Consider the following 17374-nt stretch of genomic DNA (forward strand, 5'->3'; position numbering starts at 1 on the left):
TTTATTGCTGAGTATGGCTTATTGCTGGGCGGCCGGTTGCGTATTGCCGTTCACCGCCGCATCGGTTTCTTGTTTCAACTCTTGCGCTTTGTTTTCGGCGCTGTTCTTGATGGCTTCGGTCTTGGCCTTGGCCTGCTCGGTCAGATCGTTGGCGCCGTTGATGGCGTCGTTCTTGATGGCCTTGGCCTGATCCACCAACTGCTGGCTCTGCTTGCCGGCGTCATCTTTGATCGCGGCGGCCTTGGCCTTGGCGTCGTTGGTGATGGCGTCCGCCTGCTTGGCGGCTTCATCTTTAATCGCCGAAGCTTTGTCCTTCAGTTGGTCAGCCTGCGTGGCGGCCTCTTTTTTGATTTCATCCGCCGTCGCTTTCGCCTTGTCCGTCAGATCGTCCGCTTTTTTCTGGGCGGCGTCTTTCATCTGCTCGGCGCTGTCTTTGGCTTTATCCAGGTTGGCGTCAACCTTGGACGAGTCATCACAGCCGGCAACCAACAACCCGATAAAGGAGGCCAACAGCACTTTATTCCATACTTTCATCGTCTATATCCTTGCAGAAACCTTGTTGATGGTGATTGCGTTTAGCCTACCTATACTAGGCCAGATTTGGCTTAAATGACAAATTTAACCTGCGCAGGCATGGGGTTAGGGAATGATATCGGATAATTCTTGCCTTGGCGGGGGCCGCAGCCAATCAAGCGGCGCTTAGGCATTGTTCACTATTGCGGCATAAGATCCTGCCGGTTCAACAGCGCCCGTTTTCTGTGTTAAACTGCCCACGTTTTTCTGCCAGTTTTGGTTGAGGTGCTTCTCTGAATACGCCGGCACAGCTTTCACTGCCACTTTATCTTCCCGATGATGAAACTTTCGCCAGTTTTTATCCGGGCGAGAACCCATCCCTATTAGCCGCGATCCAATCCGCCGTCCGTCAGGAACATGGCAGCTATATCTATTTCTGGTCGCGTGAAGGCGGCGGGCGCAGCCATTTGCTGCATGCGGCCTGCGCCGAGCTTTCGCAGAAGGGGGAAGCGGTGGGCTATGTGCCGCTCGACAAGCGCGCTTACTTCGTGCCTGAAGTATTGGACGGCATGGAACAGCTGGCGCTGGTCTGCATCGACAATATCGAATGCATCGCCGGCGACGAAGAGTGGGAGATGGCGATCTTCAACCTTTACAACCGCATCCTGGAAACCGGCCGCACCCGTTTGTTCATCACCGGGGATCGCCCGCCGCGTCAGCTGAACCTGCGTTTACCTGATTTGGCTTCACGTCTGGACTGGGGGCAGATCTACAAGCTGCAGCCGCTGTCGGACGAAGAGAAGCTGCTGGCGCTGCAGCTGCGCGGCAAACTGCGCGGCTTCGAGCTGCCGGAAGACGTGGGCCGCTTCCTGCTGAAGCGGCTGGATCGCGAGATGCGCACGCTGTTTATGACCCTCGATCAGCTCGATCGCGCCTCGATCACTGCCCAACGCAAGCTCACCATTCCGTTCGTTAAAGAAATTCTGGGGCTGTAGCCGCTACCGTAAAAGAAAGGGCGCAATAGTCCGCGCCCGAATTCGAATTTACAAAATCTCCAGCACCTGCTCCGGTGGCCGGCCGATGCGCGCCTTGCTGCCTTTCACCACGATCGGGCGTTCGATCAGTTTCGGGTTCGCCGTCATCGCCGCCAGCAGTTGCTCTTCGCTCAGGCTGTCGTCCGCCAGCTTCAATTCCTTGTACAGATCTTCTTTTTTGCGCATCAGATCGCGCGCCGATGTGAAGCCCAGTTCTTTCAATAGTTTTTTCAGCTCATCGACCGTAGGGGGCGTATCGAGGTACAGCACTACCTTGGGATCGACACCGTGCTGCTCCAGCAGCGCCAGGGTTTCACGGCTCTTGGAGCAGCGCGGGTTATGGTAAATCGTGACGTTTTTCATGGCGTTCATTCCTTGTTGAATCAGCTGCGCTGGTATTGGCGGAAGCGCTGTTGCAGTTGGCGCAGCTGGTCGATGCGCGCATCGTAGCGCGCCTGTTTCAGGCTGCCGAGTTTCTGCAGCGAGCTGGCATTGCTGAGCAGGCCGATGGCCTGATCGAGCCGGCCGGTCAGCGCCAGGCTTTCGGCGCGGGCCGACAGCTCTTCATCGCGCAGCCCCTGAGCGGCGCTGGCCTGCGCCAGCAGATCCCAGCCGTTCGGATCGTCCGGATGGGCAAAGGTGTAGCGGTTCAGGATCTTCGACGCCTGCGCCGGCTGGTTGCCTTCGACATAGGCGTTGGCCAGATTGAGCTGCAGCACCGGGTTGTTGCTCTGGGCGGCGTTGGCCGCCTGCAGGCGTGCGATGGCCTGCGGCGCGCGTTTCTGACCGAGATCGATGTCGGTCATCAGGTCGATCAGCCAGACGTTTTTCGCATCCTGCGCCAGCATCGGCTGAATGATGTTGCGCGCGTCGTCGTATTTTTTCGCTTCATAGAACAGAATGGCGCGGCCGTATTTGGCGGCCGCCTGTTCGCGCACGTTGCCCTTGCTGAGCGAGCCGAGCAACTCTTCGTTCAGGCCGTAGCCTTCCGAGCTGTACATGCCCAGTGCGCGCACCTTGGCCATCAGGTAATCCTGCGAAGACTGCACGATGTGTTTCGGCATCTGGTTGGCGCGGTTGCGCGCGTCGGAGAGGCGGCTGTCCGGCAGCGGGTGCGTCAGCAGCATTTCCGGCGGCTTGGAGGCGTAGCGCGACTGATCCGAGAGTTTCTGCAGGAAGTCGGGCATGGCTTCCGGATCGAAACCGGCGCGCTGCAGCACCTGAATGCCGATGCGGTCGGCTTCCTGTTCGTTCGATTGGGTAAAGCTGATCATGCCTTGCTGGGTGCCGGCCATGGTGCCGCTCAGCGCCGCCATGCCCATGGTCGGGTTGGCCATCGCCAGCAAAATGGAACCGAGTGCGCCCACCCAGGTCAGCGGGGCGTTGCGCTGCTGATCTTCCATGGCGCGCGCCAGGTGGCGCTGGGTAACGTGCGAGATTTCGTGCGCCAGCACCGAAGCCAGCTGGCTTTCGTTGTCGCTGACGCGAAACAGCGCGGAGTGCAGCACCACGTTGCCGCCGAAGAAGGCGAAGGCGTTGATCTCGTCGTTGCGCACCAGATAGAAATGGAACGGCGTGCGCACCGAATAGGCGCTGGCCACCAGCCGGTTGCCCAACTGATTGATGTACTGGCTCAGCAGCGGATCGTTGATCAGCGGGGCGCTGGCGCGCAGTTGGCGCACATAGAAATCGCCCATCGCCAGCTCTTGTCCGATGCTCAGGGTGCCGCCGGCGGAGGTGCCCATATCCGGCAACTGGTCCTGGCTTTCCGCCTGTGCTGGCGCCAGGGCGGTGGCGTTCAGCGTGCTGAGCAGCAGCACCGCTAACGCGGTTTTGGTCAACCGGTTGGTCATAGTCAGGCGTTTCCCTTAAATAATCATTTCTAAGACGTCAGCAGCAGACAAGAGTTCTTTATTCCCGCGGCGCAATCCGCGCGAAAGTGCGGCGGCTCACAAACCGCTGCGGCGGCATCCATCACATCATAGTCAGCCGCAGGCGACAAGGAAACGTTAGCCGAGCGCGAATCGAGCAAAAAAGTTTTATTTTTCATTTTGAAGGGCGCTTTTTCGTCGCTGGCGACATGCATTTTGAATTAAACGCGGACAAAGTTGATCCGTGTTTTATTGACAGGATAAACGCAGACTCATATAGTCTGCGTTATTGAAGATTCACTGACGGTCGAAAACGGACATATGGCGTACATCACAACCAGCGTTGAATATGGCATCCACTGCCTGCTGTGGCTGGTCGGCGATAACCAGCGCGCACTCAGCAGCCGCGAACTCGCCGAGCTGCAGGGCATCTCCCCCAGCTTTCTGGCCAAGATTTTTCCCAAGCTGGAAAAGGCGGGGATCGTTGCCGCCAGTGAAGGGGTGCGCGGCGGTTACCGGTTGGCCCGTCCGGCGGACGAGATCAGTTTTCTGGAAATTATCGACGCCATCGAGGGGCACAAGCCGCTGTTCGATTGCCAGGAGGTGCGCGGGCGTTGTGCGGTGTTCGATGATTCCCCGCCGGATTGGGCGGTCTCCGGCAAATGCGCTATCCATGCGGTGATGCTGCAGGCGGAGAAGGCGATGCGCGACGCACTGGCGGCGCAGACCCTCGGCGCCGTCGCGGCCCGCTTTGGCCGCAAAGCGCCGCAAGGCTTCTTCGGTGAGGTCAATCTCTGGCTCGACGAACGCATGACGGAACGCACCGCGCGCAGCGGCAAAACGGCGCGCGCCAAGACCTAAGCTCCGCCTTTCCTTAAAGAAAGCAAACACACTTATTCCCGCCTCCTCGGAAGGGGCGGGCGGGCCTTCTGCACCCTGCTACGGGAGCGGAACGGCATCGTTCATCCGAAAACACTGCGGGCACGCCTTATCGCCCGGTTAACCCTGTATGAAGGAGTCATCTCATGACGCAAAAAATAGTGATCGCCGGTTCCGGTTTTGCCGGTTTTTGGGCCGCCGTGTCCGCCATGCGCGCCATTACCCTCGCCGGTAAGCATGACGATATCGAGGTGCTCATGGTCTCGCCGACCCCAACGGTCACCATCCGCCCGCGCCTGTATGAAGCGGTGTTGGAAAACATGAACCCGGACATTTCCGCGCAGCTCGCCGCCGTCGGCGTGCGGCACCTGGCCGGGGTGGTTGAGCGTATCGATGCCGCTGCTAAAACGCTCACGGTGGCGCCGACGGCGGGGGAACCCCTTGAGTTGGCCTACGATCGTTTGGTGTGGGCCACCGGCAGCCGGCTGTCCGTGCCTGCGGTGCCGGGCTTTGCCGAATACGGTTTCAACGTCGATACGCTGGAAAGCGCTCAGCGTTTGGGCGCCCATATCAATGCGCTGGCGGCCAAAACTTCGACGCCTGCGCGCAACACCGCCGTGGTGGTGGGCGCGGGGCTGACCGGGCTGGAGAGCGCGGCGGAGATGCCGCAGCGGCTGCGGGATGCGCTGGGCAAAGACGAGAACGTGCGCGTGGTGATCGTCGATACCGCGCCGGAAGTAGGCGCGGGGATGGGGGCAGAGCCGGGGGCGGTGATACGCCAGGCGTTGGCGGAGTGCGGCGTGGAAGCGCGGGCCGGCCTGCGCGTCTCGGCCATCGACGCCGAGGGGGTAATGCTGTCGAACGGTGAGCGTATCGCTGCCAACACGGTGATCCTGGCGGCGGGCGTGCGGGCGCATCCGCTGACCGAGCAGATCCCTGGCGAGCGCGACGGCAGCGGCCGGGTGATCGGCGATGCCTTCCTGCGCGCGCCGGCGGCGGCGGGCATTTTCGTGACCGGCGATACGGTGAAGGCGGCGACCGACGATCTCGGTAATCACAACCTGATGACCTGCCAGCATGCGATGAGCCTTGGCCGCGTGGCCGGCCACAATGCGGCGGCGGAGCTGGCGGGGTTGCCGACGCATCCGTACAGCCAGCCGAAGTATGTGACCTGCCTGGATCTGGGGCCCTGGGGCGCGCTCTATACCGAAGGCTGGCAGCGCCAGGTGCGCTTTACCCGCCAGGAAGGCAAAAAGATTAAGCAGGAGATCAACACGCAGTGGATTTATCCGCCGGCGGCGGATCGCGAGGCGCTGTTCGCCATCGCCAATCCGGATTTCGTGATTGTGCCTTAAGGTCGTCAAAACGGGAGCGGCAACGTTCCCGTCCTCATTTTCCCAACGGCAGGAACGAGCGTTCCGGCACCACGGTTTTCATCACCAGCGTGGAGCTCAGGCGTTGCACGCCCGGCAGGGCGGAGAGCTTCTCGTCGTAAAGTTGCTGGAAGGCGGGCAGATCGCGGGCTATAACGTGCAGCAGATAGTCGGGATCGCCAAACAACCGCTGTGCCTGCACCACCTGGGGAATGTCCACCATGGCGTTTTCGAAGGTTTCAACGGCGCGGCGATCGCCTTCGCGCATGGTGACGAACACCAGAGCGGAAAAGTTATAGCCCAGGCTGCCGGGATCGAGTTGGGCGCGGTAACCCCTGATCACCCCAGACTCCTCTAATGCCCGCACCCGGCGGTGACAGGGAGACACGCTCAAACCGATCCGCTCGGCCAGCTCGGTCACCGACAACCGGCCGTCGGTCTGCAATTCAGCAAGAATCTTGCGATCAATCTTATCCATTTGGAAAAATTTCCCCGTTTATGCCGATTTAAGGCAAGTAATTGAAAGCACATTTTAACGTCATGAGGATATTCTTGCCATCTGTTGAACGGTTTTGACGGCCCCCGCGGCAGGCGGAGGCCGTTCTTCTTCCACGAGGAAAGCGCAATGGTTCTCTGTTCGGTGTGGCGCGGTGCGTTTGAGAGGGCGCCGGCATGACGCTCGCTCTGTTCGCCGCGTTTTGGGCGGTGTCGATTTTGTTGGTGATCACGCCGGGTATGGATTGGGCCTATGTGATCTCGGCGGGTATTCGCGGTCGGGTGGTAGTGCCCGCCGTTGCCGGTTTGCTGTTTGGCCATTTGTTGATGATTGCGATCGTGGTGGCGGGCGTCGGCGCGCTGCTGGTCGGCAACCCACTGGCGCTGACGGCGCTCACCCTGTTGGGGGCGGCTTACCTCTTGTGGATCGGTTTCAACATGCTGTTGCACCCGCCGGTGCCCGGCGCCGGTGAAGATCAGCGTTCTGATTCCTGGCTGCGCTGGGCCGGCAAAGGCGTGTGTGTCAGCGGGCTGAACCCCAAGGTGTTTCTGCTGTTTCTGGCGCTGCTGCCACAATTTACCGACGCCCGAGCCGAATGGTCGGTGCCGATGCAGATGCTGGCGTTGGGCGTCGTGCATTTGATCAGCTGCGGCCTGGTGTATCTGCTGGTGGGGTTTGGTTCGCAGTCGGTGCTGCGCACGCGTCCGCAGGCCGCAAAGGTGGTGGGGCGCATCTCCGGCGCGGCGATGATCGTCATCGCCCTCGGGCTGCTGGCCGAGCAGGCGCTGAAATAGCATTACCGTCGGTAGATGTCCGGCCGGGCGATCTGCCAGACAAAGTCGGGGCGGTTGATGGCGCTATAGCCCACTTTTTCATAGAGCCAAGGGGCGGTGCTGGTGACCAGCATGACTCGCCTCAGCGTCGCCATCAGCGGATGGGCCTGGCAACATTCCGCCAGCCACAGGCCCAGCCCGCTTTTTTGATGCGTCTCCAACACGTACACGTCGCACAGATAGCCGAAAGTGGCGTAATCGGTGACCAGCCGGGCGAAACCGATTTGCCTGGCGCCGTGATACAAACCGAAACACAAGCTGTGGGCGAGGGACTGGCGAACGGTTTCTCTATCGATTCCTTCCGCCCATGACGAACGGGTCAGAAAAGCGTGGATGGCATCGAGATCCAGCAGGGCGGGATCGGTGCTGACGAGATAGTCCGCACGCCGCCACTCCCGTGGGGCAGGGGGTGTCATGATGGCTCTTCTCCTGTGCAAGCGTTCAGGTCAGGGTCGCCGTTCAGGCGTGCAGTTCGGCGACCGTCATGGTGAAAATCAGCGTGTCTTCGCCTTCGTTGGCGTACCGATGTGGGCCGTCCGTTTTGGCGACCGCCGAACAGCCCGGCGCAATCCTGAGCTCGGTCTGTTCGACGGCAAGGCTCAAGACGCCTCGCTCAACGTGCAGCAGCTCGAAGGTGCCCGTCGGGTGGCCGCCCGATGCATAGGCTTCCCCCGGCGCCATTTCCCACCGCCACAGTTCTATCATGTTCGGGCCTTGGGTGCCCGCGAGCAAACGTGCCAAGCCGCCGCGAGCTTGCACAGGATGGCGATGCAGGGATTGGCGCCAGGGGGGGCAGAACCCGGTTGAGCGCCGAGGCCGAGCGGATGTGGTTCATCCTGGAGAGCCTGCCGGCGATGCCGTTGGCGGCGCTGCACGAGGCGGGCGACGAATTGATTGCCGGTTTACGGCAAATGATGCCCGGCGTCACGCTAGAGCAACGGCTCATCGGCTGCGCCTCGTAACAGGCGTCAGCACTGGCGGCGTACCAAACCGGTGATCAAATCCAGCGCGTCGTCCGCCGCCGCGATTTCGCTTTCGCTGAGCGCCTGCCGTTCGATAAAGCTCTCGATGGCTTCCAGCAGGGAGAAGATGCTGATTTCATCTCCTATCTTGACGACTTCACAAACGCCACGCCCGATCGCCAGACAGATGGCTTCATCAAATTCACACGGTTTGCTGTTCATTTTTCCCCCTACGGCATTTGGGATTATATCGGCCATGCTACCGGTTTTTTCCCGGTGGCTGTCTGACGAAAATCCCATTTTTTCGTTGATGCTGACGGGCGCACGATCGCGGGCATTGGCGAAATTCTGATTTCCTCACCGTGGCCAAATTTCCCTTGTGACCACCGTGCCGGCGCGGTATTGTCGCCAAATGACGACAATACCGCCTCATTGTCCGCATAAAAAATTCATGACGTTATCATCCCTTCATCCCGCTGCCGTGCGGGATTTTTTTATGAGGTTTATCTCAAAGTGCGGATAACCTCGACGCGATCGCTTGCCATGTTCTGGGAATAATCCTAGCTTGAAATAGTCATTTAGGGTTAGCAATCCCTCATGACCTCCTTGTAACACTTGATGCACCAGAACGTTTTCTCCCCCGCTTAGGCGGGGGTTTTTAATGACGTGCATCGGAAAAGGCCGTGAACGTAGAACCGACAGAGTTCGTGACGATAACCAGTTTAAGCATCAGGGGACGGGACAATGAAAAATGATCTGGCGGCGGCGATCGCGATTGGCTGTGTGTTGTTGTTCGCATTGGCGGTCGGTTCGCCCCTTTCTGTCGCTACTTCGCTGTAATCTTCCGCGGCCCCGTTCGGGGCCGCTCATCGAGCCAGTCGCCGCGTCTGCGGATTTTTGCGTCGATCGCCTGCCCGGGCGATAAAATCAGCCAGATCGCTGTTGATGTATGGCGAACTTTGAGTACTCTGAGTGCTTTGCACATCCCGCGTGCGCCCGTTCTATCTATGCTTTAATCAGGCCCATCACAGGAATCGCCATGCCCGCCCGCCAAATCTCAAGGAGCCCGCTCTGATGCTGGAGATGCTATTACAGTGGTACCGCCGCCGCTTCACCGATCCTCAGGCCATCGCGCTGTTGGTGATCCTGGTTGCCGGGTTCCTTATTCTCTATTTTTTGCACGGCATTCTGACCCCGTTGCTGGTTGCCATCGTGCTGGCGTATCTGCTCGAGTGGCCGACCGCGCGCCTGCAGCGCATCGGCTGTTCGCGCACCTGGGCGGCGAGCATCATGCTGCTGGTGTTCTCGGGCGTCGCCATGCTGCTGGTGTTCGTCGTCGCGCCGACCGCCTGGCAGCAGGGCATCAATCTGATGAGCGATCTGCCGGGCATGCTCAATCAGTTCTATAACTTCGCCGCGACGCTGCCGAAGCGTTATCCGGCGCTGGTGGATGCCGGCATCATCGACATGATGGCGGAAAACCTGCGCAGCCGGTTGTCCGGTATGGGCGAATCGGTGGTGAAATTCTCGCTGGCGTCGCTGGTCGGCCTGCTGACGTTGGCTATCTACCTGATCCTGGTGCCGATGATGATGTTCTTCCTGCTGAAGGACAAAGAACAGCTGCTGAACGCGGTGCGCCGCGTGCTGCCGCGCAATCGCGGCTTGGCGGGGCAAGTCTGGAACGAGATGAATCAGCAGATCACCAACTACATTCGCGGCAAAGTGCTGGAGATGGTGATTGTCGGCGTGGCGACTTACCTGGTGTTCGCCGTGTTGGATATGCGCTACTCGCTGCTGCTGGCGGTGCTGGTGGGGTTCTCGGTGCTGATCCCCTACATCGGCGCGGTGCTGGTCACCATACCGGTGGTGGTGGTGGCGCTGTTCCAGTGGGGCGTCGGCGCCGATTTCTGGACGCTGATCGTCGCCTACCTGGTGGTGCAGGGGCTGGACGGCAACCTGTTGGTGCCCATTTTGTTCTCCGAAGCGGTCAACCTGCATCCGCTGGTGATTATCCTGTCGGTGATCGTGTTCGGCGGGATGTGGGGCTTTTGGGGCGTGTTTTTCGCCATACCGCTGGCGACGCTGGTGAAGGCGGTGATCCATGCCTGGCCGGATGAACTGCGGGTCGAGGTGGAAGACAAGGCCGACTGACAGGGAAGAAACGAAGCGCAGCAGGCCGCTGCGCTTCGTGAGAATTACTGCTGCAGGTAGTTCAGAACGATGTCGTGGTGATTGGTGGTTTTGAAATCATCAAACACTTTTTCAATCTTGCCGTTGGCATCGATCAGGAAGCTGATGCGGTGAATGCCGTCGTAGGTCTTGCCCATGAAGGTTTTCTCGCCCCACACGCCAAACTGTTGTGACACCTGATGATCTTCATCAGACAACAGCGTGAAGTTGAGCAGCTCCTTTTCGGCGAAGCGCGACAGTTTTTCCGGTTTGTCGGTGCTGATGCCCAGCACTTCGACGCCGACCTTTTTTAATTCGTCCATGTTGTCCCGCAGGCCGCAGGCTTGCACGGTGCAGCCCGGCGTCATCGCCTTCGGATAGAAATAGACCAATACTCGCTGTCCCTGGAAGTCGGCCAAATTAATTTCCTCACCGTCCTGGTCAGGCAAACTAAATTTCGGCGCTGTGTCACCGGCTTTCAATGGGCTCATCACTACTCTCCATCTTTCTCGTCATGCTGTGGATAGTTCACCACGCTAATACTGCCTTGCGCGTTCAATTCTGTACATAGGCGATGGAAGGCTTGCTCAATATTTGAGGCGTCCCGATCGCCGGAGCTGTGGGCGGTAATTTGGATATACAGCTGCGGCGGCAGGTCGCCGTCCGCCGGCTGTGTGCGCGAGACCAGTTCGGCGATATTCATCTGGCTGGAGTCGAACAGATCGGTAAAGCGCTCGATGATGTGCGGCGAGTCCTTCACTTCCACCTGCACCCACACCGTGGCCGGCATCGGCGGCCTTTCGTGCGAGTTTGTGCGCTTCATCACGATCAGCAGATCCAGCTCCGCGCCTTTTTGCGGCAGGGTGGATTCGATCAGGGTGATGGCGTTCCAACTGCCGGACAGCAGCATGATGAACGTGAACTCCTCTCCCAGCATGGCCAGACGGCTATCTTCGATATTGCATCCGCAACTGCTGACGTGGCGGGTGATGGTATTGACGATTCCGGGGCGGTCGGCGCCGAGCGCGGTAATCACGAGATAGTGTTCGTCTGACTGAGGCAAAATAGCGCTTCCTGTCGTGCTTAATGGGGTTACCATGGTAAACATAAAAAAAACCGCCTGCCAAGCGCTTACAACGCGGTTGTGCGCTTGCTTTTGGATAGGCAGCAAAAGTACCATGAGTGACTTGTTTGTGGAGGGGACGGCCAATGTTTACGGGAAGTATTGTTGCACTGGTTACGCCGATGGACGACAAAGGTGCTGTCGATCGCGCGAGCCTGAAAAAATTGATCGATTATCATGTAGCCAGTGGCACCGCGGCGATCGTTTCCGTAGGGACCACCGGCGAGTCCGCAACGCTTGCCCATGACGAGCACGTTGACGTGGTGCTGCAGACGCTGGAGTTGGCCGACGGCCGCATTCCGGTGATCGCCGGCACCGGCGCCAACGCCACCGCCGAAGCCATCGCGCTCACCACCCGCTTCGCCAACACCGGCGTGGTGGGCTGCCTGACGGTAACGCCGTACTACAATAAGCCGACGCAGGAAGGGCTGTATCAGCACTTCAAGGCGATCGCCGAGAGCACCGAACTGCCGCAGATCCTGTATAACGTGCCTTCGCGCACCGGCTGCGACATGCTGCCGCCGACCATCGCTCGGCTGGCGAAAATCAAGAATATTGTTGCTGTAAAAGAAGCGACGGGGAACTTAAGTCGCGTTAGTCAGATCCAAGTGCTGGTTGACGATGAAGATTTCATTTTGCTGAGCGGCGACGACGCCAGCGGGCTGGACTTCATGCAACTGGGCGGCAAAGGGGTGATTTCCGTGACGGCCAACGTGGCCGCGCGCGAGATGGCGCAACTTTGCGCGCTGGCGGCGCAGGGCAAATTTGCCGAAGCGCGCCGCTTAAATCAGCGCTTGATGCCGTTGCATCAGGATCTATTTGTAGAAGCAAACCCAATTCCGGTGAAGTGGGCCTGTAAGGCGTTGGGATTGATGGCAACCGATACGCTGCGTCTGCCGATGACGCCGTTGAGCGAAGCCGCCCGCCCGGTGGTGGAGCGCGCGCTGAAAAGCGTCGGTTTGCTGTAACTCTAAGGGAAATTTGATGGCTTATTCATTGCAAAAGTCGACGGTAGCAAAAGTAGTGGGCATCTCATTGGTGATGATGCTGGCAGCCTGCAGCAGCGATCAGCGCTACAAGCGCCAGGTCAGCGGCGACGAGGCCTACCTCGACGCGGCTCCGCTCAAGGCGCTGAACGCGCCGTCCGGCATGATCCTGCCGGTGCAGAGCGGCAACTATGACGTGCCGGCCACAACGGTGCAAGGCAACGTCGGCAAGCAGCTGGACATTCGTCCGCCGGTGCAGCCGTTGGCGCTGCTGAGCGGTTCACGCGCGCAATACGCCGGCGACAGCGGCACGCTGCTGCTGGAAAACAGCCCGCAGAACCAGAACCTGTGGTCGCGCGTGGTCAGCCTGCTGCAGGCGAAGAACATCGCGATCGCTTCCCGTCAGGACGCCGGTCAAACCCTGACCACCGACTGGGTGAAGTGGAACCGTCTGGACGAAGACAACCAGTACGAAGGCCGTTATCAGATCAGCGTGCAGCAGCAGGGCTACCAGCAGGCGCTGGTGGTGAAAAGCGTTGGCCTGCAGCAGCAGGGCAAGACCGAACAGGTGACCGATCAGTCTGAGATCCAGCGCTACAACGGCATGATGATCAACACCCTGATCGAAGGTCTGGACAAGCAGGATAACCTGGCGAGCTCCCAGACGGCCAGCCGTTTCGGCGCGCTGGACGTGCAGAGCGGTGCCGATGATACCGGCCTGCCGATGCTGGTGGTGCGCGGCCCGTACACCGTCGTGTGGGATCGCCTGCCGCCGGCGCTCGAAAAACTGGGGATGAAAGTGGGTGACCGCAGCCGTCCGCAGGGCACCGTCGCCGTGACCTACAAGTCCCTGAGCAGCAGCGATTGGGATGCGTTGGGCGTCAAGGATCCTGAGCTGGCGGAAGGGGATTACAAGCTGCAGGTCGGCGATCTCAACAACCGCACCAGCCTGCAATTCATCGATCCGAAAGGCAAACCGCTCACCCAGTCGAAAAACGACGCACTGGTGGCGGCATTCCAGTCTGCCTTCAGCAAAACCAGCGTTAACTAATCAAAAAGGGGCTTCGGCCCCTTTTTGTTTTGTCTATACGGTATCGTTTGCGTCGCAGGTTTGGCACAATAGTGTCCGGCACGCCAAAGAATTCATTAGGTCAATTCTATACCCCCTAATTTCGGGCCGCGCTCGGGAGACAACGGGGATACATCACTGGAGTAAGTAAGATGCAAAAGCTAGCTGAGCTGTATCGCGGAAAGGCAAAAACCGTTTACACCACCGAGAATCCCGATCTGTTGGTGTTGGAGTTCCGCAACGATACGTCAGCACTGGATGGTCAGCGCATTGAGCAGTTCGATCGCAAAGGCATGGTGAACAACAAGTTTAACCATTTCATCATGAGCAAACTGGAAGAAGCCGGCATCCCGACCCAGATGGAGCGTCTGCTGTCCGACAACGAAGTGCTGGTGAAGAAATTGGACATGGTGCCGGTGGAGTGCGTGATCCGCAACCGCGCCGCCGGTTCGCTGGTGAAGCGTCTGGGCATTGAAGAAGGTCTGGTGCTGAACCCGCCGCTGTTCGATCTGTTCCTGAAAAACGACGCCATGCACGATCCGATGGTGAACGAATCCTACTGCGAAACCTTTGGCTGGGTGAGCAAAGAGCATCTGGCGCGCATGCGCGAGCTGAGCTACCGCGCCAACGACGTGTTGACCCAGCTGTTCGACGACGCCGGCCTGATCCTGGTCGACTTCAAACTGGAGTTCGGTCTGTTCAACGGTGAAGTGGTGCTGGGCGATGAGTTCTCGCCGGACGGCAGCCGCCTGTGGGACAAAAACACCCTGGACAAGATGGACAAAGACCGTTTCCGTCAAAGCCTGGGCGGCCTGATCGAAGCCTACGAAGAAGTGGCGCGCCGCATCGGCGTGAAACTCGACTAAGCGTCGGCACCGCCATTCGGGGCGATCCGGCCGGATCGTCCCGCTATTCTGCGTTTTTCCAGAAAATTTCTACATTTCCTCCGCGGCAGACCATTTATAATGATGGATGTGAGATGACTAAAACCTATCCCACTCAGGCTTGAAGCTGCCTTTGCGCTTACGATCGCGGCGCAACTTCAACGAGCAGGGGAAATATCTGGAGTGTATTTATGCGTTGGCAAGGGCGTCGGGAAAGTGACAATGTTGAGGATCGTCGCGGGCAGTCTTCAGGTTTGGGCGGCGGTGGCGGCGGTTTCCGCGTGCCGGTGGGTGGCAAGGGCGGCATCGTCATTCTGGTGGTGGTGCTGGTGGCCGGTTATTACGGCATCGATCTGTCGCCGCTGTTGAATGGCGGTAACGTCGCACCGCAGGGTCAACAACAGAGCGCCAACATCAGTCCGAAAGACGATGAGCTGGCCAAATTCACTTCGGTGGTGCTGGCCTCGACCGAAGATAACTGGAAAGAGATTTTCCAGCGTATGGGCAAAACCTACCAACCGCCGAAGCTGGTGATGTATCGCGGCGTAACGCGCACCAGCTGCGGCACCGGTCAGGCGGCGATGGGGCCGTTCTACTGCCCGGGCGACAGAACGGTGTATATCGATCTGTCTTTCTATCAGGACATGAAGACCAAGCTGGGCGCCGGCGGTGATTTCGCTCAGGCCTATGTGGTGGCGCACGAAGTCGGCCACCACGTGCAGAACCTGCTGGGCATCGAGCCGAAGGTGCGCCAGATGCAGCAAGGCGCCAGCCAGGCGGAAGTGAACCGCCTGTCGGTGAAAATGGAGCTGCAGGCGGACTGCTTCGCCGGCGTGTGGGGTAAATACGCCGAGAAGCAGCAGATGTTGGAAGAGGGCGACCTGCAGGCGGCGCTGAATGCCGCGCAGGCGATTGGCGACGATCGGTTGCAGCAGCAGAGCCAGGGCCGCGTTGTGCCGGACAGCTTCACCCACGGCACTTCGCAGCAGCGCTACACCTGGTTTAAACAGGGCTTCGACAGCGGCGATCCCAATACCTGCAACACCTTTGCATCCCGTTAACGCCTCAAGTGCCGGAGCCTGACTCCGGCATTTTTTTCGGATTGAGATACAGCCTTATGCTACAGGCAGCGCAACAACTCATGCGGCGGCAGGGCATCCGGCGCCTGCTGGTGCTCAGCGGTGAACCCGAGTGGTGCCGCGAACAGGCGCAGCGGCTGGCGGCGGCGCTGCCGGGCGACTGGCCGTGGGTGGGGGAAAACCCGCCGCCCGGCCTGACGGCTTTGCCGAGCCGCGCGGTGCGCCAATTGCTGGGGCAGGAGCGGCTGCACGCGGTGTTCGATGCCGGTCACTCGCTGGACGTGGAGGCGTTGGCGGCGCTGTGCGGCGCATTGCGCGCCGGCAGCTGGCTGCTGCTGTTGACGCCGCCCTGGCGGCAATGGCCTCAGTTGCCGGACGGCGACAGCCTGCGCTGGAGTGATTGTCCGCAGCCGATCACCACGCCGCATTTCATTCATCATCTGCAGCATCATTTGGCCGACGACAGCGAAGTGACTGTCTGGCGGCAGGATGAGCCCCTGACGTTGGCCGCGCTGCCGGCGCGTGAGGGGTGGCAGCCGCCGGATGGCGGGCCGACCGAGGAACAACAGGCGATCTTGACGGCGTTGTTGCAGGCCGAGTCCGGCGTGTGGGTGCTGACCGCCGCCCGCGGCCGCGGCAAATCGACGCTGGCCGGCATGCTGATGGCGCAGTCGCCGCTGACCTGCTGGATCACCGGGCCGAGCCGCGCCGCCACAGAGGTGGCCGGGGAATGGGCGCAGGGGCGCGCACAGTTTTGGGCGCCCGATGCCTTGCTGGCGCAGTGCCGGGAGGGGGACGTCAGTGACGTGGGCTGGCTGCTGGTGGATGAAGCGGCGGCGATCCCCGCGCCGCTGTTGCAACAGCTGATCGGCTATTTCCCGCGCGTGTTGCTGACCACCACGGTGCAGGGCTATGAAGGCACCGGCCGCGGTTTTCTGCTGAAGTTTTGCGCCGGGCTGCCGTCCTATCAGGCGTTGAGTCTGCAACAGCCGATGCGTTGGGCGCAGGGCGATGCGTTGGAGCGGGTCACGGACAATGCGCTGTTGTTCAACGAGCTGCCCGCCTGGCCGGCGGATGGCCAGGCGATCGATTACAGCCAGGCGGAGCAGCGTGAACTGTGCGCCGATCCGCAGCGGCTGGCGCGTTTCTATGCTCTGCTGAGCAGCGCGCATTACCGCACCTCGCCGCTGGACTTACGCCGGCTGATGGACGCGCCCGGCATGCATTTCGGGCTGGCGCAGGCCGGACAGGAGGTGGTCGGCGCCGTGTGGCTGGCGGAAGAAGGCGGGTTGAGCGCCGAGTTGGCGCACGACGTGTGGGCCGGCCGCCGCCGGCCGCGTGGCAACCTGGTGGCGCAGTCGCTGGCGGCGCATGGCGGCCAGTGGTGGGCGCCGACGCTGCGGTCACGGCGCATTACCCGCATCGCGACGCTGCCGACGCTGCGGCGGCGGGGTATCGCGCGTCAGCTGGTCGAGCGGCAACGTCGTCAGGCGCAGGGGCTGGATTTCCTGTCGGTCAGCTTCGGCTATACCGAGCCGCTGTGGCGCTTTTGGCAATCCTGCGGTTTCGAGCTGGTGCGCATCGGCAGCAAGCCGGAGGCCAGCAGCGGCTGTTATACCGCGATGGCTATCTTGCCCCTGAGCGAGCAAGGGGAGGCGCTGCGGCACGCGGCGCACAAGCACCTGGCGCGCGACTGGCCCTGGCTGCGGCAGCGTATTGAGCTTACGCTGGCGATCCCGGGCGATGACGGCGACACGTCGCTCGGCGAAGAGGACTGGCGCGAACTGGCCGGGTTCGCTTTCGCCCATCGGCCACTGGAGGCCAGCCTGGGGGCATTGCAGCGTTTGCTGTTGGCCAGCAGTCTGCCGCTGCCCGCGCTGCGCGGCCATCTGCAACGGCGGCAATCCCCGGCGGCCTGCGTGGAGCAGGCGGGCGTAAGCGGCCAGAAAGCCTTGCTGCGCCACTGGCGGCACGAAACGGCGCAGGCGCTGGAACAGTTGAATGCGCAACACTGCCGCTACTGGCGCGACTGGGCGCAGTCGTTGCAATAAATTGAATAACTCGCTCAATAAAACCCGATTTTCCCGATTTCTCAACGGCGTA

Annotated in this window: 19 protein-coding genes and 1 pseudogene; 11 read left to right on the forward strand and 9 right to left on the reverse strand. The window is 60.5% G+C overall.

All coding sequences use genetic code 11. From position 1 onward, the window contains the following. Positions 1 to 18: 18 nt before the first annotated feature. Positions 19 to 534 carry a hypothetical protein gene (locus tag JL05_RS10680; RefSeq protein ID WP_021504397.1) on the reverse strand — a complete coding sequence of 172 codons (516 nt, stop codon included), beginning with the start codon at positions 532 to 534 and terminating at the stop codon, positions 19 to 21. A 272-nt stretch (positions 535 to 806) separates the two neighbouring features. Between JL05_RS10680 and hda the strand changes: the two genes are divergently transcribed. Next, positions 807 to 1508 carry a DnaA inactivator Hda gene (gene hda, locus JL05_RS10685; protein WP_025159568.1) on the forward strand — a complete coding sequence of 234 codons (702 nt, stop codon included), beginning with the start codon at positions 807 to 809 and terminating at the stop codon, positions 1506 to 1508. A 48-nt stretch (positions 1509 to 1556) separates the two neighbouring features. On the opposite strand, the gene arsC is transcribed toward hda, so the two are convergent. Continuing rightward, positions 1557 to 1910: an arsenate reductase (glutaredoxin) gene (gene arsC / locus JL05_RS10690; RefSeq protein ID WP_015378717.1), complete on the reverse strand. Its 354-nt coding sequence runs from the start codon at positions 1908 to 1910 to the stop codon at positions 1557 to 1559. 20 nt (positions 1911 to 1930) lie between these two features. Continuing rightward, entirely contained in the window at positions 1931 to 3400 is a 1470-nt protein-coding gene (gene bepA, locus JL05_RS10695; RefSeq protein WP_033632402.1) for a beta-barrel assembly-enhancing protease, read from the reverse strand. Positions 3401 to 3739: 339 nt separating this feature from the next. On the opposite strand from bepA, the gene JL05_RS10700 reads away from it, so the two are divergent. Then, positions 3740 to 4279, forward strand: a complete 540-nt coding sequence (locus tag JL05_RS10700; protein ID WP_004941666.1) for an RrF2 family transcriptional regulator — start codon at positions 3740 to 3742, stop codon at positions 4277 to 4279. A gap of 164 nt (positions 4280 to 4443) precedes the next feature. Next, positions 4444 to 5652: an NAD(P)/FAD-dependent oxidoreductase gene (locus JL05_RS10705; RefSeq protein ID WP_033632404.1), complete on the forward strand. Its 1209-nt coding sequence runs from the start codon at positions 4444 to 4446 to the stop codon at positions 5650 to 5652. Positions 5653 to 5686: 34 nt separating this feature from the next. On the opposite strand, the gene JL05_RS10710 is transcribed toward JL05_RS10705, so the two are convergent. Further along, positions 5687 to 6148 (reverse strand): Lrp/AsnC family transcriptional regulator, encoded by a 462-nt coding sequence (locus tag JL05_RS10710; protein ID WP_021504394.1) that lies wholly within the window; start codon positions 6146 to 6148, stop codon positions 5687 to 5689. A gap of 194 nt (positions 6149 to 6342) precedes the next feature. Here JL05_RS10710 and JL05_RS10715 point away from each other — a divergent pair, with 194 nt between their 5' ends. After that, entirely contained in the window at positions 6343 to 6960 is a 618-nt protein-coding gene (locus JL05_RS10715; RefSeq protein WP_004941674.1) for a LysE family translocator, read from the forward strand. Positions 6961 to 6962: 2 nt separating this feature from the next. Here the strand turns inward: JL05_RS10715 and JL05_RS10720 are convergent, their stop codons facing one another. Beyond that, positions 6963 to 7415, reverse strand: coding sequence for a GNAT family N-acetyltransferase (locus tag JL05_RS10720; protein ID WP_033632405.1), 453 nt, complete (start codon positions 7413 to 7415; stop codon positions 6963 to 6965). 43 nt (positions 7416 to 7458) lie between these two features. Next, a pseudogene (locus JL05_RS24840) lies at positions 7459 to 7746 on the reverse strand (cupin domain-containing protein); the annotation flags it as partial. Between the two features lie 77 nt (positions 7747 to 7823). Here JL05_RS24840 and JL05_RS25530 point away from each other — a divergent pair. Next, positions 7824 to 7961 carry a hypothetical protein gene (locus tag JL05_RS25530; protein WP_162180461.1) on the forward strand — a complete coding sequence of 46 codons (138 nt, stop codon included), beginning with the start codon at positions 7824 to 7826 and terminating at the stop codon, positions 7959 to 7961. Between the two features lie 6 nt (positions 7962 to 7967). On the opposite strand, the gene JL05_RS10730 is transcribed toward JL05_RS25530, so the two are convergent. Continuing rightward, complete coding sequence (locus JL05_RS10730; protein WP_004941687.1) at positions 7968 to 8183, reverse strand: hypothetical protein; 216 nt, start codon at positions 8181 to 8183, stop codon at positions 7968 to 7970. 852 nt (positions 8184 to 9035) lie between these two features. Between JL05_RS10730 and JL05_RS10735 the strand changes: the two genes are divergently transcribed. Next, positions 9036 to 10112 (forward strand): AI-2E family transporter, encoded by a 1077-nt coding sequence (locus JL05_RS10735; RefSeq protein WP_015378710.1) that lies wholly within the window; start codon positions 9036 to 9038, stop codon positions 10110 to 10112. A 44-nt stretch (positions 10113 to 10156) separates the two neighbouring features. Here JL05_RS10735 and bcp read toward each other — a convergent pair whose 3' ends face one another. Both bcp and JL05_RS10745 read right to left on the reverse strand, forming a co-directional pair. Continuing rightward, positions 10157 to 10621 carry a thioredoxin-dependent thiol peroxidase gene (gene bcp, locus JL05_RS10740; RefSeq protein ID WP_015378709.1) on the reverse strand — a complete coding sequence of 155 codons (465 nt, stop codon included), beginning with the start codon at positions 10619 to 10621 and terminating at the stop codon, positions 10157 to 10159. Positions 10622 to 10623: 2 nt separating this feature from the next. Continuing rightward, complete coding sequence (locus JL05_RS10745) at positions 10624 to 11229, reverse strand: glycine cleavage system transcriptional repressor (protein WP_369783268.1); 606 nt, start codon at positions 11227 to 11229, stop codon at positions 10624 to 10626. A gap of 110 nt (positions 11230 to 11339) precedes the next feature. On the opposite strand from JL05_RS10745, the gene dapA reads away from it, so the two are divergent. The 5 genes from dapA (at position 11340) to JL05_RS10770 (ending at position 17322) form a co-directional block, all read left to right on the forward strand. Then, positions 11340 to 12221, forward strand: a complete 882-nt coding sequence (gene dapA, locus JL05_RS10750) for a 4-hydroxy-tetrahydrodipicolinate synthase (RefSeq protein ID WP_029988781.1) — start codon at positions 11340 to 11342, stop codon at positions 12219 to 12221. 16 nt (positions 12222 to 12237) lie between these two features. Beyond that, complete coding sequence (gene bamC / locus JL05_RS10755; RefSeq protein WP_033632406.1) at positions 12238 to 13290, forward strand: outer membrane protein assembly factor BamC; 1053 nt, start codon at positions 12238 to 12240, stop codon at positions 13288 to 13290. 170 nt (positions 13291 to 13460) lie between these two features. Continuing rightward, entirely contained in the window at positions 13461 to 14174 is a 714-nt protein-coding gene (purC, locus tag JL05_RS10760) for a phosphoribosylaminoimidazolesuccinocarboxamide synthase (RefSeq protein WP_004941708.1), read from the forward strand. A 209-nt stretch (positions 14175 to 14383) separates the two neighbouring features. Beyond that, on the forward strand, positions 14384 to 15253 hold the full coding sequence (gene ypfJ, locus JL05_RS10765; protein ID WP_033632407.1) for a KPN_02809 family neutral zinc metallopeptidase: 870 nt from the start codon (positions 14384 to 14386) through the stop codon (positions 15251 to 15253). Positions 15254 to 15309: 56 nt separating this feature from the next. Further along, positions 15310 to 17322: a tRNA(Met) cytidine acetyltransferase TmcA gene (locus tag JL05_RS10770; protein ID WP_033632408.1), complete on the forward strand. Its 2013-nt coding sequence runs from the start codon at positions 15310 to 15312 to the stop codon at positions 17320 to 17322. The last annotated feature ends 52 nt before the right edge of the window (positions 17323 to 17374 follow it).

This window comes from Serratia nematodiphila DZ0503SBS1 (assembly GCF_000738675.1).
GTDB lineage: Bacteria > Pseudomonadota > Gammaproteobacteria > Enterobacterales > Enterobacteriaceae > Serratia > Serratia nematodiphila.

Excerpts from the sequence above, each read along its gene's own strand:
- ypfJ (WP_033632407.1), top strand. The coding sequence starts at position 14,384 with ATGCGTTGGCAAGGGCGTCGGGAAAGTGACAATGTTGAGGATCGTCGC.
- JL05_RS10745 (WP_369783268.1), bottom strand. The coding sequence starts at position 11,229 with ATGGTAACCCCATTAAGCACGACAGGAAGCGCTATTTTGCCTCAGTCA.
- purC (WP_004941708.1), top strand. The coding sequence starts at position 13,461 with ATGCAAAAGCTAGCTGAGCTGTATCGCGGAAAGGCAAAAACCGTTTAC.
- JL05_RS10720 (WP_033632405.1), bottom strand. The coding sequence starts at position 7,415 with ATGACACCCCCTGCCCCACGGGAGTGGCGGCGTGCGGACTATCTCGTC.
- JL05_RS10710 (WP_021504394.1), bottom strand. The coding sequence starts at position 6,148 with ATGGATAAGATTGATCGCAAGATTCTTGCTGAATTGCAGACCGACGGC.
- JL05_RS10715 (WP_004941674.1), top strand. The coding sequence starts at position 6,343 with ATGACGCTCGCTCTGTTCGCCGCGTTTTGGGCGGTGTCGATTTTGTTG.
- dapA (WP_029988781.1), top strand. The coding sequence starts at position 11,340 with ATGTTTACGGGAAGTATTGTTGCACTGGTTACGCCGATGGACGACAAA.
- JL05_RS10700 (WP_004941666.1), top strand. The coding sequence starts at position 3,740 with ATGGCGTACATCACAACCAGCGTTGAATATGGCATCCACTGCCTGCTG.
- JL05_RS10770 (WP_033632408.1), top strand. The coding sequence starts at position 15,310 with ATGCTACAGGCAGCGCAACAACTCATGCGGCGGCAGGGCATCCGGCGC.
- JL05_RS10735 (WP_015378710.1), top strand. The coding sequence starts at position 9,036 with ATGCTGGAGATGCTATTACAGTGGTACCGCCGCCGCTTCACCGATCCT.
- bcp (WP_015378709.1), bottom strand. The coding sequence starts at position 10,621 with ATGAGCCCATTGAAAGCCGGTGACACAGCGCCGAAATTTAGTTTGCCT.
- arsC (WP_015378717.1), bottom strand. The coding sequence starts at position 1,910 with ATGAAAAACGTCACGATTTACCATAACCCGCGCTGCTCCAAGAGCCGT.
- JL05_RS10730 (WP_004941687.1), bottom strand. The coding sequence starts at position 8,183 with ATGAACAGCAAACCGTGTGAATTTGATGAAGCCATCTGTCTGGCGATC.
- JL05_RS10705 (WP_033632404.1), top strand. The coding sequence starts at position 4,444 with ATGACGCAAAAAATAGTGATCGCCGGTTCCGGTTTTGCCGGTTTTTGG.
- JL05_RS10680 (WP_021504397.1), bottom strand. The coding sequence starts at position 534 with ATGAAAGTATGGAATAAAGTGCTGTTGGCCTCCTTTATCGGGTTGTTG.
- bepA (WP_033632402.1), bottom strand. The coding sequence starts at position 3,400 with ATGACCAACCGGTTGACCAAAACCGCGTTAGCGGTGCTGCTGCTCAGC.
- bamC (WP_033632406.1), top strand. The coding sequence starts at position 12,238 with ATGGCTTATTCATTGCAAAAGTCGACGGTAGCAAAAGTAGTGGGCATC.
- JL05_RS25530 (WP_162180461.1), top strand. The coding sequence starts at position 7,824 with ATGTGGTTCATCCTGGAGAGCCTGCCGGCGATGCCGTTGGCGGCGCTG.